At 46.3% G+C, this 14,912-nt stretch carries 16 protein-coding genes; 8 read left to right on the plus strand and 8 right to left on the minus strand.

What is annotated here, in order from left to right; genetic code table 11:
- Window positions 1-77: 77 nt before the first annotated feature.
- Window positions 78-212 (minus strand): hypothetical protein, encoded by a 135-nt coding sequence (locus tag M1D65_RS19230; protein WP_021480955.1) that lies wholly within the window; start codon window positions 210-212, stop codon window positions 78-80.
- A 149-nt stretch (window positions 213-361) separates the two neighbouring features.
- On the opposite strand from M1D65_RS19230, the gene M1D65_RS19235 reads away from it, so the two are divergent.
- From M1D65_RS19235 to M1D65_RS19265, 7 genes are all read left to right on the plus strand, one after another.
- The gene (locus M1D65_RS19235) at window positions 362-511 is read left to right on the plus strand and encodes a teichoic acid D-Ala incorporation-associated protein DltX (RefSeq protein WP_003227330.1); all 150 of its coding nucleotides are present in this window, start codon (window positions 362-364) and stop codon (window positions 509-511) included.
- A gap of 17 nt (window positions 512-528) precedes the next feature.
- The gene (gene dltA, locus M1D65_RS19240; protein ID WP_049140910.1) at window positions 529-2,040 is read left to right on the plus strand and encodes a D-alanine--poly(phosphoribitol) ligase subunit DltA; all 1,512 of its coding nucleotides are present in this window, start codon (window positions 529-531) and stop codon (window positions 2,038-2,040) included.
- A complete protein-coding gene (dltB, locus tag M1D65_RS19245) occupies window positions 2,037-3,224 on the plus strand; it encodes a D-alanyl-lipoteichoic acid biosynthesis protein DltB (protein WP_003227327.1) in 1,188 nt (395 codons plus the stop codon). Before dltA ends, dltB begins: the two co-directional genes overlap by 4 nt.
- A 16-nt stretch (window positions 3,225-3,240) precedes the next feature.
- The gene (dltC, locus tag M1D65_RS19250) at window positions 3,241-3,477 is read left to right on the plus strand and encodes a D-alanine--poly(phosphoribitol) ligase subunit DltC (RefSeq protein WP_003227325.1); all 237 of its coding nucleotides are present in this window, start codon (window positions 3,241-3,243) and stop codon (window positions 3,475-3,477) included.
- Entirely contained in the window at window positions 3,477-4,655 is a 1,179-nt protein-coding gene (dltD, locus tag M1D65_RS19255) for a D-alanyl-lipoteichoic acid biosynthesis protein DltD (protein WP_003227323.1), read from the plus strand. The genes dltC and dltD overlap by 1 nt, the downstream gene beginning before the upstream one ends.
- Before the next feature lie 90 nt (window positions 4,656-4,745).
- Complete coding sequence (locus tag M1D65_RS19260; RefSeq protein ID WP_003242574.1) at window positions 4,746-5,504, plus strand: SDR family oxidoreductase; 759 nt, start codon at window positions 4,746-4,748, stop codon at window positions 5,502-5,504.
- 140 nt (window positions 5,505-5,644) lie between these two features.
- On the plus strand, window positions 5,645-6,736 hold the full coding sequence (locus M1D65_RS19265; RefSeq protein ID WP_003244231.1) for a branched-chain amino acid aminotransferase: 1,092 nt from the start codon (window positions 5,645-5,647) through the stop codon (window positions 6,734-6,736).
- 33 nt (window positions 6,737-6,769) lie between these two features.
- On the opposite strand, the gene licH is transcribed toward M1D65_RS19265, so the two are convergent.
- The 7 genes from licH to M1D65_RS19300 form a co-directional block, all read right to left on the minus strand.
- Window positions 6,770-8,098, minus strand: a complete 1,329-nt coding sequence (gene licH / locus M1D65_RS19270) for a 6-phospho-beta-glucosidase LicH (protein ID WP_120027618.1) — start codon at window positions 8,096-8,098, stop codon at window positions 6,770-6,772.
- Window positions 8,095-8,427, minus strand: coding sequence for a PTS lichenan transporter subunit IIA (gene licA / locus M1D65_RS19275; RefSeq protein ID WP_003227313.1), 333 nt, complete (start codon window positions 8,425-8,427; stop codon window positions 8,095-8,097). Before licA ends, licH begins: the two co-directional genes overlap by 4 nt.
- Before the next feature lie 18 nt (window positions 8,428-8,445).
- Window positions 8,446-9,804, minus strand: coding sequence for a PTS lichenan transporter subunit IIC (gene licC / locus M1D65_RS19280; protein WP_003227311.1), 1,359 nt, complete (start codon window positions 9,802-9,804; stop codon window positions 8,446-8,448).
- A 15-nt stretch (window positions 9,805-9,819) separates the two neighbouring features.
- Complete coding sequence (gene licB / locus M1D65_RS19285; RefSeq protein WP_003218755.1) at window positions 9,820-10,128, minus strand: PTS lichenan transporter subunit IIB; 309 nt, start codon at window positions 10,126-10,128, stop codon at window positions 9,820-9,822.
- Window positions 10,129-10,256: 128 nt separating this feature from the next.
- Window positions 10,257-12,182: a transcriptional regulator LicR gene (gene licR / locus M1D65_RS19290; RefSeq protein WP_456270691.1), complete on the minus strand. Its 1,926-nt coding sequence runs from the start codon at window positions 12,180-12,182 to the stop codon at window positions 10,257-10,259.
- 161 nt (window positions 12,183-12,343) lie between these two features.
- On the minus strand, window positions 12,344-12,502 hold the full coding sequence (locus M1D65_RS19295; protein WP_009968374.1) for a hypothetical protein: 159 nt from the start codon (window positions 12,500-12,502) through the stop codon (window positions 12,344-12,346).
- Between the two features lie 28 nt (window positions 12,503-12,530).
- The gene (locus M1D65_RS19300; protein ID WP_003227303.1) at window positions 12,531-13,121 is read right to left on the minus strand and encodes a DNA-3-methyladenine glycosylase; all 591 of its coding nucleotides are present in this window, start codon (window positions 13,119-13,121) and stop codon (window positions 12,531-12,533) included.
- 128 nt (window positions 13,122-13,249) lie between these two features.
- Here M1D65_RS19300 and katX point away from each other — a divergent pair, with 128 nt between their 5' ends.
- Window positions 13,250-14,893 carry a catalase KatX gene (katX, locus tag M1D65_RS19305; protein WP_014478383.1) on the plus strand — a complete coding sequence of 548 codons (1,644 nt, stop codon included), beginning with the start codon at window positions 13,250-13,252 and terminating at the stop codon, window positions 14,891-14,893.
- Window positions 14,894-14,912: the final 19 nt, after the last annotated feature.

Raw genomic sequence — 14,912 nt, forward strand, 5'->3', positions numbered from 1 at the left:
ATGACTTCTCCCTTATTTCACAAGATACCGCAAGAAGGCGTTTTCTTTCTTATTATACGCTTCTCGCCCTGATTTCATTAGGTTTCTGCTTTCACTTGAACGAACAGGTACAGAAAAATTTTTTTAAGTACATTACACTTTTTAAAAGTTAAAAAGATCTTTTGACTCCAGCTATCTTTTCCTTTATTATGAATCAGCTCGAAACATTCCATTCTTGCCCTTGCAGGTATAAAGATTCATTTTCAAAAACATACGCCGATATATTAATTTGAGGGAGATTAGGGAAAAAATGAAACTTTTTGAGCATCTGATCGTCAAATAATCATGTGATTGTCGAAAAAACGGGAAGGGAATTTTTGATATGCTGCAATTAATGAAACAGCTGTATGAAAAACCCGCTGTCAAGTGGACATGTCATACAGGCTTTTATTTGATGATACTGCTTGTTTTGTTTTTTATGTATGGTTTTCACACCGCGAATACCGGTTCATATATTTATAACGATTTCTAATTGGAGAGAGAATAACTATGAAACTTTTACATGCTATTCAAACACATGCGGAAACTTATCCGCAAACCGATGCCTTCCGCTCTCAAGGCCAGTCGCTCACGTATCAGGAATTATGGGAGCAGTCTGACCGCGCGGCTGCCGCGATCCAAAAACGCATTTCTGGGGAAAAGAAATCTCCTATCCTTGTGTACGGCCACATGGAGCCGCACATGATCGTTTCCTTCTTGGGAAGTGTCAAAGCGGGACATCCTTATATTCCGGTTGACCTTTCTATTCCGTCCGAACGGATTGCGAAAATTATCGAAAGCTCTGGAGCAGAATTGCTGATCCATGCAGCAGGACTCTCAATTGATGCAGTCGGCCAGCAGATTCAGACAGTTTCTGCGGAAGAACTGCTGGAAAACGAAGGCGGCTCTGTCAGCCAAGATCAATGGGTCAAAGAACACGAAACGTTTTATATCATTTACACTTCCGGAAGCACAGGAAATCCGAAAGGCGTGCAGATTTCCGCTGCGAATCTTCAAAGCTTCACAGACTGGATTTGTGCAGACTTTCCAGTCAGCGGAGGAAAAATATTTTTAAACCAAGCGCCGTTCTCATTTGATTTGTCTGTCATGGACCTATATCCGTGCCTTCAATCAGGCGGGACTTTACATTGCGTGACAAAGGATGCTGTGAACAAGCCGAAAGTCTTATTTGAAGAGCTGAAGAAGTCCGGACTGAATGTGTGGACATCAACACCTTCCTTTGTGCAAATGTGCCTGATGGATCCGGGTTTTTCACAGGATCTGCTGCCTCATGCGGACACATTTATGTTTTGCGGAGAGGTTCTTCCGGTTTCTGTGGCAAAAGCGCTGCTTGAGCGTTTTCCGAAAGCGAAGATTTTTAATACGTACGGCCCGACTGAAGCGACAGTGGCTGTCACATCGGTTGAAATTACGGCTGACGTCATCAGCCGCAGCGAATCGCTTCCAGTGGGCTTCGCCAAACCAGATATGAACATTTTCATTATGGATGAACAGGGACAGCCGCTTCCTGATGGAGAAAAAGGAGAAATCGTCATTGCAGGGCCGAGTGTAAGCCGAGGCTACCTTGGTGAGCCAGAGCTGACGGAAAAAGCGTTTTTCTCTCATGAAGGCCAGTGGGCATACCGAACTGGCGATGCCGGCTTTATTCAAGACGGTCAGATTTTCTGCCAAGGACGTTTGGATTTTCAGATTAAACTTCACGGCTATCGAATGGAGCTGGAGGAAATCGAGTTCCATGTCAGACAGTCACAGTACGTTCGCTCTGCTGTCGTGATTCCTTATCAGCCAAACGGAACAGTTGAGTACCTGATCGCTGCTATTGTGCCTGAGGAGCATGAGTTCGAGAAGGAATTCCAGCTGACAAGCGCTATTAAAAAAGAGCTTGCCGCTTCTCTTCCGGCATATATGATCCCGAGAAAATTTATCTATCAGGATCACATTCAAATGACGGCTAACGGCAAAATTGACCGAAAACGCATTGGCGAAGAGGTTCTTGTATGACGCCTTACAGCTCGTTTTTATTCTTTATACTGCTTGGCATTCTTCTTCTGCCGACGATCATTCTCGGCTTAAACGGAAAAAGATTTCAAGCATACAACATGTTCATATCTATCATTATATTGGCTTTAATTTTTTCGCACGACTTACACGGGGTCATCGCGCTGTGCCTGTTTACAATATGGCAGGTGCTCCTGATCAGCGGCTATCTGGCATACCGGCAGAAAGCGAACAGCGGCTTTGTCTTTTGCGGGGCTGTTATCGCGTCGATTCTGCCTTTATTTCTGTCAAAAATATGGCCGTTTCTTTCACACCCGCAGCCGCATCATCCGCCGCATAACCTGATCAGCTTTTTAGGGATTTCATATTTAACCTTTAAAGGCGTTCAGCTGATTATGGAAGCAAGAGACGGACTGCTGAAAGAACAGCTGCCATTGCACCGCCTGCTGTATTTCATCCTGTTTTTCCCGACGATTTCCTCCGGCCCGATCGACAGATACCGCCGGTTCGTCAAGGATGAACAGAAGGCCTGGACGAAAGAAGAATACGCCGACCTGTTGTATACGGGAATCCATAAAATCTTCATCGGTTTTCTGTATAAATTTATTATCGGCTACGCGATCAATACGTACTTCATCATGAATCTTCCCGCAATCACGCACAATAAGATTCTTGGGAACCTGCTGTACATGTACGGCTACAGCATGTATTTATTCTTTGATTTCGCCGGCTACACGATGTTTGCCGTCGGGGTCAGCTACATTATGGGCATTAAATCACCGGAAAACTTTAATAAACCGTTTATCAGTAAAAATATTAAAGATTTCTGGAATCGCTGGCATATGTCTCTGTCATTTTGGTTCAGAGATTATGTGTTTATGAGATTCGTATTTTGGATGACTAAGAAAAAGTGGATCAAAAACCGTATGGCCGTCTCAAACATCGGGTATTTCCTGCTGTTTATGCTGATGGGGGTTTGGCACGGGCTCGCGCCGCAATATATCATTTACGGCCTCTATCACGCCGTTCTGATGACGTGTTACAACTTTTTCGAGAAGTGGAATAAGAAATATAAATGGCTGCCGTCCAACCGCTGGACAACCATTCTCGCGATTGTGATCACATTCCATTTCGTTTGCTTCGGGTTTTATATTTTCTCAGGAAAACCATTTCATCACCACCATTAAAGGAGATTAGAAAGCTATGGATTTTAAACAAGAGGTATTAGACGTTTTAGCAGAGGTTTGCCAAGATGACATCGTAAAGGAAAATCCTGATATTGAAATTTTTGAAGAAGGTTTGCTTGATTCTTTTGGAACAGTAGAATTGCTGCTTGCGATTGAAAACCGTTTTGATATTTTAGTGCCGATCACTGAATTTGACCGGGACGTTTGGAATACACCTAACAACATTGTAAATCAGCTGTCTGAGTTGAAATAATGAAAAAGCGTTTTTTCGGTCCAATTATTTTGGCGTTTATTCTATTCGCAGGCGCCATCGCAATTCCATCTTCATGGCTGACAGGCTTCATCACCGATAAGCGTGTGAAAGAGTCAGCAACAGCCTTGAATCCGAGTATGTTTCAAGGGCTATATTTACAAGATCAGATGCTCAAAGATCCGACATATCTTCCGATTTACGGGTCTTCTGAGCTTTCTCGGCTGGACGAGTTCCACCCATCTAATTATTTTCAGGTAAACAATGAGGGATTCACGCCATACCTTGTCGGCAAAGGCGGATCCCAGTCATTGATTCATTCTTTAAACTTCGCTGCCCATATGGATCAGCTGAAGGGCAAAAAAATCGTATTCATCGTGTCTCCGCAATGGTTTATTAAGCGCGGGTCTGATGAACAGCATTTCGCGCCGAACTATTCTGCGCTGCAAGGGCTTGATTTGGCATTTAACGATCAGATCGATCCTGAAATTAAAAAGAAAATGATGAAACGCATGCTTCGCTTTAAGGCTGTGCAAAACGATGCCATTCTTTCTGAGCTGTACAAAGCAATGGTAAACGGCCAGACGTGGAAAGTGAACGCGCTGAAGCCGGCGGCGAAAGTGTATTACAGCATGCTGGAAAAGAAAGATCTGTATTATTCAACGACAGAATCATCCGGGCCAAAGCGCTATATCTCGCAGTCAGTAAAGGATAAGTCATGGTCTGAATTGAATAAACTAGCGGATCAATCAGGCAAACGCCACTCCGGTTCTAACGATTTTCACATCGACAACCCTGTCTATAAAAAGCTGAAGCCGAAAGTGCCTAAGCTGAAAGGGAAAAACAAAGGAAGATCGTATGCGGTGTCACCGGAATATGGCGACTTTGAAATGATGCTCGATATCCTGAAGGATGCGGGCGCAGAGCCTATGTTTGTCACCATTCCTGTTAACGGGAAATGGTACGATTACACGGGCTTCCCGAAAAAAGGACGCACTGACTATTACAAAAAGGTAAATAAACAAATCAGAGCGAAGGGCTTCCAGGTTGCTGATTTCTCAGGGCATGAATATGACCCGTATTTCATGAAAGACACCATTCACATCGGCTGGAAAGGCTGGGTGTATGTCGATAAAGCAATTGACGAATTTTATAAAACCGGAAAAGTCACTTCATCCTGAGCATCTCATAGGACGCGGCTGCATATTTCCTGCTAAGATTTGAAATAGTAAAGGAATCACAGCCAACTTAATTAAGAGGTGTTACATCCAATGAAGATGACAAATAATACGGTTTTAATCACAGGGGGTTCTGCTGGCATCGGGCTTGAACTGGCCAAGCGCCTGCTGGAACTCGGCAATGAAGTTATCATTTGCGGACGCAGCGAAGCACGTCTTGCAGAAGCGAAGCAGCAGCTCCCAAACATCCATACAAAGCAATGTGATGTTGCAGACCGTTCGCAGCGGGAAGCATTGTATGAATGGGCTTTAAAGGAATATCCGAACTTGAATGTTCTCGTCAACAACGCCGGCATTCAAAAGGAAATTGACTTTAAAAAAGGGACAGAGGAGCTTTTTGTGGACGGTGATGAAATTGAACTTAATTTCCAAGCGCCTGTCCATTTATCCGCCCTTTTCACACCTCATTTGATGAAGCAGCCCGAGGCGGCAATCGTTCAGGTCACATCCGGGCTTGCGTTTAACCCGTTAGCTGTTTATCCGGTGTACTGCGCAACAAAAGCAGCACTTCACTCGTTCTCGCTTACGCTCAGACACCAGCTCCGCGACACGAGCGTGGAAGTGATTGAAATGGCACCGCCTATGGTGGACACGGGCTTAAACCAAAAATCACGCGATAAACAAGGCCTGACGTACCGGGGCATTTCATCTGAAGAATATGTTCAATATTTCTTGGACGGCTTGAAGGAAGGCAAACAGGAGATTACAAATGAACGTGTTGAAGGTCTTCGGGATGCCACTCGCGCCGATTATGACAGGTTATTCGAGCAAATGAACACGCAGGAGAATTAATTTCTCCTGCTTTTTTCATATGAATTTCTTACAAATTTGAGCAAACCTATTGCGATTATTTGTTGAAGGTATACAATAGAATATAATTATTTTCAAATAAGTTTGATAATATAAACAATTTAACAGCAGGGAGATTGACCATGACTAAACAAACAATTCGCGTTGAATTGACATCAACAAAAAAACCGAAACCAGACCCAAATCAGCTTTCGTTCGGAAGAGTGTTTACAGACCACATGTTTGTAATGGACTATGCCGCAGATAAAGGTTGGTACGATCCAAGAATCATTCCTTATCAGCCCTTATCAATGGATCCGGCCGCAATGGTCTATCACTACGGCCAAACCGTGTTTGAAGGGTTAAAGGCTTACGTGTCAGAGGATGACCATGTTCTGCTTTTCAGACCGGAAAAAAATATGGAACGCCTGAATCAATCAAACGACCGCCTCTGCATCCCGCAAATTGATGAAGAACAGGTTCTTGAAGGCTTAAAGCAGCTTGTCGCAATTGATAAAGACTGGATTCCAAATGCGGAGGGCACGTCCCTATACATCCGTCCGTTCATCATCGCAACCGAGCCTTTCCTTGGTGTTGCGGCATCTCATACGTATAAGCTCTTGATCATTCTTTCTCCGGTCGGCTCTTATTACAAAGAAGGCATTAAGCCGGTCAAAATCGCTGTTGAAAGTGAATTTGTCCGTGCGGTAAAAGGCGGAACAGGAAATGCCAAAACCGCAGGGAACTACGCTTCAAGCTTAAAAGCGCAGCAGGTCGCCGAAGAGAAAGGATTTTCCCAAGTGCTTTGGCTGGACGGCATTGAGAAGAAATACATCGAAGAAGTTGGAAGCATGAACATCTTCTTCAAAATCAACGGTGAAATCGTAACGCCGATGCTGAACGGAAGCATCCTGGAAGGCATTACGCGCAATTCAGTCATCGCCTTGCTTAAGCATTGGGGCCTTCAAGTTTCAGAACGGAAAATTGCGATCGATGAGGTCATCCAAGCCCATAAAGACGGCATCCTGGAAGAAGCCTTCGGAACAGGTACAGCAGCTGTTATTTCCCCAGTCGGCGAGCTGATCTGGCAGGATGAAACACTTTCGATCAACAACGGTGAAACAGGAGAAATCGCAAAAAAACTATATGACACGATTACAGGCATTCAAAAAGGCGCTGTCGCAGACGAATTCGGATGGACGACCGAAGTTGCAGCGCTGACTGAAAGCAAGTAAGAAAAAAGCCGGCCCATTACAGGCCGGCTTTTTTTACGCTTCAATTTTGTTGAAAAACTGCGGCAGATACCCTTTGTGCGCCTCCAGCATTTCGTCTAAAATCTGTTTGGCCACAGTATCGGACGGGACAAGCGGGTTAATCGTCATGGCAAGGAGTGCAGTTTGATAGTCACCTGTAACTGCCGCTTCTGCCGCGACACGTTCAAAGGATTTGATTTGCTGGACGAGGCCGCGGACAGACACCGGCAAGTCGCCGACAGCAATTGGCTTAGGGCCGGTTTTCGTCATCACACAGTTCACTTCAACTGCGGAATCGTCTGGAATACTCGCTATTGCACCATTATTGATCGTATTCACCGGCTGAATGTCATGTTTATCATTATAAATGGAGCTGATTAAGTTACATGCTGCATCACTGTAGTAAGCCCCGCCCCGTTTTTCCAGCTGCGGCGGTTTGATCGCAAGGTTCGGATCTTTATAAAGCTCGAACAGCTCTTTTTCGACCTTCTGTACGACTTCAGCGCGGGTGCCCTCCGTTTGTGATGCTTCCAGTTCGTGCTCCAGCATCTCTTTTGTTTTGAAATAGTAACGGTGATAGCCGCAAGGGATCACATTGAGCGCTTTTAAGAAATCTGGTTCCCATTCGGCGCCTGATATATTTTTCATCGTCATCGCGTTTTTCGGGTCACCCATCGCCTCGATGACTTGCTCTTTCACACTTACGCCGTCCAAGAAAACATCCAGCCCGAATACCATATGGTTCAGTCCGGCAAATTGGACTTCTACGCGGTCCACATCTACATCAAGCGCTTTGGCTACGCCCATTTTGATGCCGATTGGAACATTGCAAAGACCGACGACTTTCTTCAGGTTGGAGTAGCGAAGCAAGGCTTCTGTTACCATGCCGGCAGGGTTTGTGAAGTTAACAAGCCAAGCGTTCGGGCAAAGCTCTTCTATGTCCTTTGCGATCTCAAGGATGACCGGAATTGTGCGCAATCCTTTAAACAGGCCTCCCGGGCCGTTTGTTTCCTGGCCTATTACACCGTATTTTAGCGGAATGCGCTCATCCTTTGCTCTTGCCTGCAAAAGTCCGACACGGAATTGGGTCGTAACAAAGTCTGCGTCTTTCAGCGCTTTTCTCCGGTCGAGCGTAAGATGAATGTCAATCGGGACGCCAGCTTTTTCAACCATCCGTTTGGCGAGTGTGCCGACAATATTCAGCTTTTCTTCGCCCTCAGGGATATCGACGAGCCATAATTCGCGCACAGGCAGCTCATCATACCGTTTAATAAACCCTTCCACTAGCTCGGGCGTATAGCTTGAACCTCCGCCAATCGTTACAATCTTCAATCCTTTTGTCATATGCTTGCTCCCCTTTGCTCGGTGATTTTTTCATATAACTCAATGATCTCTGCAGCCATATCCTTCACTGTCATTGCATTCATTAAATGATCCTGTGCATGAACCATCAGAAGCGTCATTTCCGTCTTTTCTCCGCCCGCTTCATTTTGGATCAGCTCTGTCTGATAATGATGGGCTTTTGACAATTCTTCAGCAGCGTCTTGAAGCTTTTTCCGCGCTTCTTCTGCGTCACCGCTTTTCGCAGCGGCAATGGCCTCCATTGCGGAGCTCCTACCGTTTCCTCCGTGAAGGATGATTTGAAAAATGATTTGTTCCATTTCCTCATTCACGCGATTCACTTCCTTTCTCTACAGAGCCGCTTCTTTGTCATCTGATGCTGCAGGCGTTTGAACCAGCTCCAGATCGTTTTCTTCTTTCAGCTTCTGCTTATCCCACATTCTGAAGAACGGGTAGTAGACAACAAAGGATACGACAATATTAATGGCTTGCATGACCGCGCCTGAGACTTTTCCTCCTGTCGCCAAGTAGCCTGAAAAGATCGGCGGCATGGTCCACGGCACTGCGATACCCGCCGGTTTTGCGACAAGGCCGGTGCTCATTCCGATGTACGTAAGTGTCACTGTGACAAGCGGTGTGATGATAAACGGAAGTAAGAGCATTGGGTTCATGACGATCGGCATTCCGAATATAATCGGTTCGTTAATATTGAAGATGGCCGGGCCGACCGCAAGCTTCCCGAGCTGCTTCATTTGTTTGCTTCGGGCGCGCAGGAACATCGTGACAACCAGTGCCAATGTGGCGCCGCTTCCGCCGATATTGACCCAGATATCGAAAAATTGCTGGGTGAAAATCTTAGGAAGCTCCTCACCGGCTTGGAATGCGATCCGGTTGGCATCCATTGCGCCGTACCAAATTGGTGCCATGACGCCTCCGACAATGTTTGCACCGTGAAGGCCGCAGGCCCATAAAAGCATTTTGACGGCTTCGGCGACAAGGCTTCCTCCAAGGCTTCCTCCCAGAATGGAAAGCGGAGTCCCTAATAAAACGCTTACAATATTATGAAGGCTTTCAAACGGTGTCGCTTCAACAATCAGCCGGGCTGCCCAAATTAGGAAGATGACGGCAAAGCCGGGGATTAACGCGACAAATGACTTGCTTACCGCCGGCGGGACACCGTCCGGCATTTTGAAGACTAAATTGCGCTGGATAATAAGGCGGTAAATCTCTGTGGACACCATTGCGATAATCATGGCGACAAATAAGCCTTTGCTTCCCATGAGCGAAAGCGGAATCCCGCCGCCAACCATGATTTCTTTCGTCGCGCCATCCGGCATAAACGGCACTTGATAAGGTGTTGCTAATAAAAATGCCGCAAGTGAAATGGCTCCGGCCGACAAGGCATCAACACCGTATTTCTCGGCGAGCCGGTAGGCGATGCCGAACGCGGCGACAAGACCCATAATTTCAAAGGTCGCGTCGACTGGGTAGGCCAGTTTTTCAGACCAGGAGCTGCCAAACGTTTTTGCCATAAACTCAGCGTATCCCGGGATCGGGAGGTTGCCAATGATGAGGAAAAAGGAACCGATGATAATCAGGGGCATCGTGAGGATGATACCATCACGCAGCGCCTGCAAATGACGCTGTCCCGCAATTCTTCCCGCTATAGGCATGACCTTTTCTTCTAAGATCTGATTGACTTTATTCACATAGCCCGCCCCTCTCTATGACACATGTCCAAGCTGTTCAGCTGATTTCAGCACTTCCGCCCCGTTGCACGTGCCATAATGGACGGTATTAATGACGTCTACCGGAACCCCCTTTGACTCTCCTAATTTTTTGAGCTGCGGAAGCATGTAACGGACTTGCGGACCGAGAAGCAATACATCCGCTTTATCGATATGATTTTGTACAGAATCGCCTGAAACTGCCCAAATGGTATAGTCTTTTCCCTGTTCCTGCGCACTTTTTTCCATCTTGCTCACCAGTAAGCTAGTAGACATGCCTGCTGCACAAACGAGTAATATATTCATGTAAAAGACCCCCTAGAGTTTGATCAATTTTGTAATGTCCTGCTGTTGCTATCATCATATTATGAAATCGCTTTCATAAACACTCAGGGTTTTTCCGCAGGCAACGGAAAAAAGGTATATACAGGCTGTCAGCTCAGCATTTTTTGGTCAAACACATCCGAAAGCTCTTGATATGAACGACATTTGATCAGCTGGTTCACCGCCGCCGGGTCATCCAAAATGCTGCCAAGCAGTTTATACATGCTTTGCAAATCCGCTTTGTTCTCCTTTTCGACACAAAGCAGACAGACAAATTGAACTCGCTGACTCTCCCAATTGATCGGTTTTTTGAGCGTACAAACGGCCCAAAACGTTGTTTTCGTCTGCGGAACAAGCGGGTGCGGGATGGCAACAAGATTGCCAAAACACGTTGGCGACATGTCTTCTCTTTCAAAAATGGAATCTATGATTTCTTCATCGGCAAAGCCGCATTCGACCGCTTTCTGCCCTAAAAATTGAATCACTTCTTCTTTTGAGCGCAGATCCTCCTGAAAAAAAACGAGTTCTTTTTTTAGGTAGCGATTGGCTTTTTCCTTTTCATCACTCAGAATAGATTCTATTTTTGTAAAGTCAGTTCCGCCTAAGATGGTGTTAACCTTCAGTACTGGTACAGGGAGCTCTTTTTTAATCGGAATGGTGCTGATGACAAAATCAATTGATTCGTAGGACATTTGATCAAGACTATAATACTCAGCCGTTCCAAGAATATCGAGCCGCTTGCCGAAATGGGAACGCAGTTTTTCGCGCAGAAGCTGGGCGCTTCCGGCACCCGATGCGCATACAATGATACAGCGTTTCGGCGGGCTTTCTGTTTTTTTTCGTTCAATCGCGGCGCCAAAGTGGAGAGCCAAATATCCAACTTCGTTTTCATGAATCTCAATACCCGTATGTTCCTTTATCACGATTCCGGCAATGATCCCGGCTTCAAAAGCGAGTGGATAATGTTCCTTGATCGCTGCCAGCATCGGATTTCGAAGATTCATGCCGTATCGGTTGCGGCTGATCGCCGGCTTCATATGCAGGGCCAATCCGATTTTCAGCTCTTTGTCATGCAGGATGCCAAGCTTCAGTTCACGATCAACAGCTTTGATCATGGCAAGTGTCAGCTGATCGGTTTCCTCCTCTATTGAAAATGTGTCCTCTCCGCATTGTGATTGTGTCATTCGTTTTGTGCCAAGGAGATGCATGGTGATGTAGGCCGTCTCGTCTTTCGGAAACGTAACGGCAAGCGCTGATTCCAGCTCTTTTACGATGGCTTCTGCAGCCTGGTACTCCTTTTGATGCAGGATATGATCCATATCTTTCGGGAAAAGAGATACATAGTTTTCCGTTCTGATCCGTTTACAGGCGATAGCGATATGGATAATGAGGTTATTCAGTCCCATGTTGGACAGAGGGATGCGGTCGTTTTTCATTTTTTTCAAGATGGCGGAACGGATGATCTCAATTTCTTCTTTTGGCAAAATATCAGCCTTTTCATTTAAAACATCTATCTCCGTTTCTCTTTCATCGACAATGTACTCCGCCATGCAGTACCTCATCTGCACCTCGTCCCCGCGCAGCTTGAAGCCGTAATTCGGACGTGTTTCCATGACGATGCGGTAAGGCAGCAGACGTTTCTTTACTTCCTTTAAATCCGTTTGGAGTGTAGATTTTGAGATAAATAGTTCTTCAGCAAGTTCATCGAGCTTGAGATAATGGTCCGCCAGCAGCAGACGTTTCATAAGATAGGCCATTCTCTCCTCCGGCAATACCGGCAGGCCCTTTTTTTGCTGAAACTCATCTTGCAGCAGTGTTCTGAATACTTGCTCGTCATCAATGCGGAGCTTGTAGCCGGAGCCTCTTACAGATTGTACAAAGGCACCGTGACCGCTTAGCACACCTTGAAGTTCCTTTATATCATTGCGGACTGTCCGCGTCGTTACGTTTAATTGCGCGGCAAAAAACGAACTTGTCACCGGGGCTTCAGCCGCCATCAGCAAGCGCAGAATATCACGTAGTCGCCCATGAAGCATGAGAAAAACCTCCTAACTAGTAGATGCAGGGATTCAGTGAATAGGCAGAAAGGATGAAGAAGGGATGCGAAATGTATATAAATTCTATAATGGAGAGAATGGCAAGTCAATGAACATCCGGAGGACTAGAGGGAAAACTGACCTATAAAAAACAGCCGGGATCAGCCGGCTGTTCTAGATGCGGACATATTCTTTTGTTTAGACGCCTTGCGATCCTTCATGATTTTTCGAACAATCGGGTAAATGACCGGCGCCCATTTGATAACGGTTTTGATCATCTTTTTCAAAGCTCCGATTCTCCCTTCTTTTTTCTCAACCATTCCCCTGATTGCCTCTTCCTTAAACATTCTAACGCGACACGTACCTGTTTCCCGTCACCCAGAAACGCCATGGATAATCGCGTGCCTCCCCGCTGTTGTCAATGCCGATGCGCGGGCCGGTTGAAATTGCTTCCGGTGTGTACCCGCTTTCGATGTAAAGCGGCTGTTCCGTGATCCAGCGTCCGTAGTCATTCATCGTGACGCCAAGCGCTTTCGTCAGCTTTCCTGGTCCGTTTGTCCATTCCCTCGGACTCCTGCCCGGCCTTCTCTCCTCCATTAACAGCTGGCCTTCATGCGGCTCAATCGCCCTGATTAATACCGCTTGCGGGACATCCTCTTCCGCGGCAACGACATTCAGCAATGTATGGGTGTGCATCACGTATGTATATACCCGCCCAGCTTCTGCAAACATGATCTCAGTCCGCTTCGTCCGGCGGTTGTTAAAGCTGTGTGCCGCTCTGTCTCCAGCACCCATATAGGCCTCTGTTTCCACAATATAGCCTGACGCTGTGCCTTCGTCTGTTTCTTTTACAAGAAGGCAGCCCAGAAGCGATGGGGCAAGCTCAAGAGCGGTTTTTTGATAAAACGTGATGGGCAGCGGATTTTTTTCTCTCGTCACGAATCGACCTCTCCTTTTACCGATTTTTGTACATTGTACCATTCCCGAAGCAGATCAAAAAAAACGGCTGTTTTAAAATCTTTCCATTCAGGGAATATTGTTACCGTTCAAAAAAGGAGGGCCAACCATTGAAAGATGATCATCAAAACAAGCAGCACCAATCAAATGCCCAAGGGAGCGAGGAAGCGCTTTCCCATAAGACATCCGGGAAAAACGAGTCAGAGGATACCTTAACGAATAGGCAGGGGCATCCTGTTACTGACAACCAGAATGTGAGAACCGTCGGGAATAGAGGGCCTACAACACTTGAGAACTATGATTTTCTCGAAAAGATCAGCCACTTCGACCGGGAACGCATCCCTGAGCGGGTTGTTCATGCCAGGGGAGCAGGTGCACACGGGTATTTTGAAGCGTACGGAAGCTTCGGAGACGAACCGATTTCAACATACACACGAGCCAAGCTCTTTCAGGAAAAAGGCAAGAAAACACCGGCATTTGTCCGTTTTTCAACTGTGAATCATGGAAAACACTCGCCTGAAACATTGAGAGACCCGCGCGGTTTTGCTGTAAAACTATATACAGAAGACGGAAACTGGGATTTGGTCGGGAACAACCTAAAAATCTTTTTTATCCGCGACCCGCTGAAATTTCCGGATCTTGTACATGCATTTCAGCCTGATCCAGTGACCAACATCCAGGATGGTGAACGTATTTTCGATTTCATTTCTCAATCTCCTGAAGCGACACACATGATCACCTTCTTGTTTTCGCCTTGGGGCATTCCGGCCAACTACCGGCAAATGCAGGGTTCAGGCGTACATGCCTATAAATGGGTGAATGAGGAGGGCAAGGCCGTTCTTGTGAAATACCATTTTGAACCGAAGCAGGGCATCCGCAACCTGACACAGAAGGAAGCAGAAGAGATTCAAGGGAAAAACTTTAACCATGCCACACAGGATTTATATGACGCGATTGAAAATGGCGATTATCCAGAGTGGGAAGTGTATGCTCAAATCATGAGCGATGATGAGCATCCTGAACTGGACTTTGATCCTCTCGATCCGACAAAACTGTGGTATAAAGACGATTTCCCATGGAAACCGATCGGCAAATTGGTGCTGAACAAAAATCCGGAAAACTACCATGCGGAAGTGGAGCAAGCTTCATTTGGAACGGGAGTGCTTGTCGACGGGCTTGATTTTTCAGACGACAAATTGCTCCAGGGGCGTACGTTTGCCTACTCTGATACGCAGCGCTACCGTGTAGGCGCAAATTACCTGCAGCTTCCGATCAACTCGCCGAAAAAGCATGTCGCCACCAACCAGGAAGGCGGGCAAATGCAATATCGGGTCGATAGAGCAGAAGGACAAAACCCGCACGTCAACTACGAGCCATCCATTATGGGCGGGCTGAAGGAAGCGAAGCAGGACGGAAAAGACCATACGCCGCATATCGAAGGTGATGTAAAGCGTGAAGCGATTGACAGAACAAACAACTTCGGACAGGCTGGAGAAACGTACCGGAGATTTACTGAATTTGAGCGGAACGAATTGATTACGAATTTGGTGAATACGCTTTCTACGTGCCGAAAAGAAATTCAGGATCAAATGATTGAGAATTTCACAAAAGCTGATCCTGACTACGGAAAACGCGTAGCAGAAGGGCTAAAAAAGGTTTCCGAAAACAACAGCAACGGGCCGATCGGCACAACTGAAACGGAACAGGCTGCAAAGCAGGCTGAACAGGAGAGTCATCCGTCTGATCCGTATTAAAAACAGCGAACAGGGCTTT

The organism is Bacillus sp. JZ39, assembly GCF_053903145.1.

Excerpts from the sequence above, each read along its gene's own strand:
- M1D65_RS19265 (WP_003244231.1), top strand. The coding sequence starts at position 5,645 with ATGACTAAACAAACAATTCGCGTTGAATTGACATCAACAAAAAAACCG.
- dltD (WP_003227323.1), top strand. The coding sequence starts at position 3,477 with ATGAAAAAGCGTTTTTTCGGTCCAATTATTTTGGCGTTTATTCTATTC.
- dltA (WP_049140910.1), top strand. The coding sequence starts at position 529 with ATGAAACTTTTACATGCTATTCAAACACATGCGGAAACTTATCCGCAA.
- dltB (WP_003227327.1), top strand. The coding sequence starts at position 2,037 with ATGACGCCTTACAGCTCGTTTTTATTCTTTATACTGCTTGGCATTCTT.
- M1D65_RS19295 (WP_009968374.1), bottom strand. The coding sequence starts at position 12,502 with ATGGTTGAGAAAAAAGAAGGGAGAATCGGAGCTTTGAAAAAGATGATC.
- M1D65_RS19260 (WP_003242574.1), top strand. The coding sequence starts at position 4,746 with ATGAAGATGACAAATAATACGGTTTTAATCACAGGGGGTTCTGCTGGC.
- licB (WP_003218755.1), bottom strand. The coding sequence starts at position 10,128 with ATGAATATATTACTCGTTTGTGCAGCAGGCATGTCTACTAGCTTACTG.
- dltC (WP_003227325.1), top strand. The coding sequence starts at position 3,241 with ATGGATTTTAAACAAGAGGTATTAGACGTTTTAGCAGAGGTTTGCCAA.
- M1D65_RS19235 (WP_003227330.1), top strand. The coding sequence starts at position 362 with ATGCTGCAATTAATGAAACAGCTGTATGAAAAACCCGCTGTCAAGTGG.
- licH (WP_120027618.1), bottom strand. The coding sequence starts at position 8,098 with ATGACAAAAGGATTGAAGATTGTAACGATTGGCGGAGGTTCAAGCTAT.
- licR (WP_456270691.1), bottom strand. The coding sequence starts at position 12,182 with ATGCTTCATGGGCGACTACGTGATATTCTGCGCTTGCTGATGGCGGCT.
- M1D65_RS19230 (WP_021480955.1), bottom strand. The coding sequence starts at position 212 with ATGGAATGTTTCGAGCTGATTCATAATAAAGGAAAAGATAGCTGGAGT.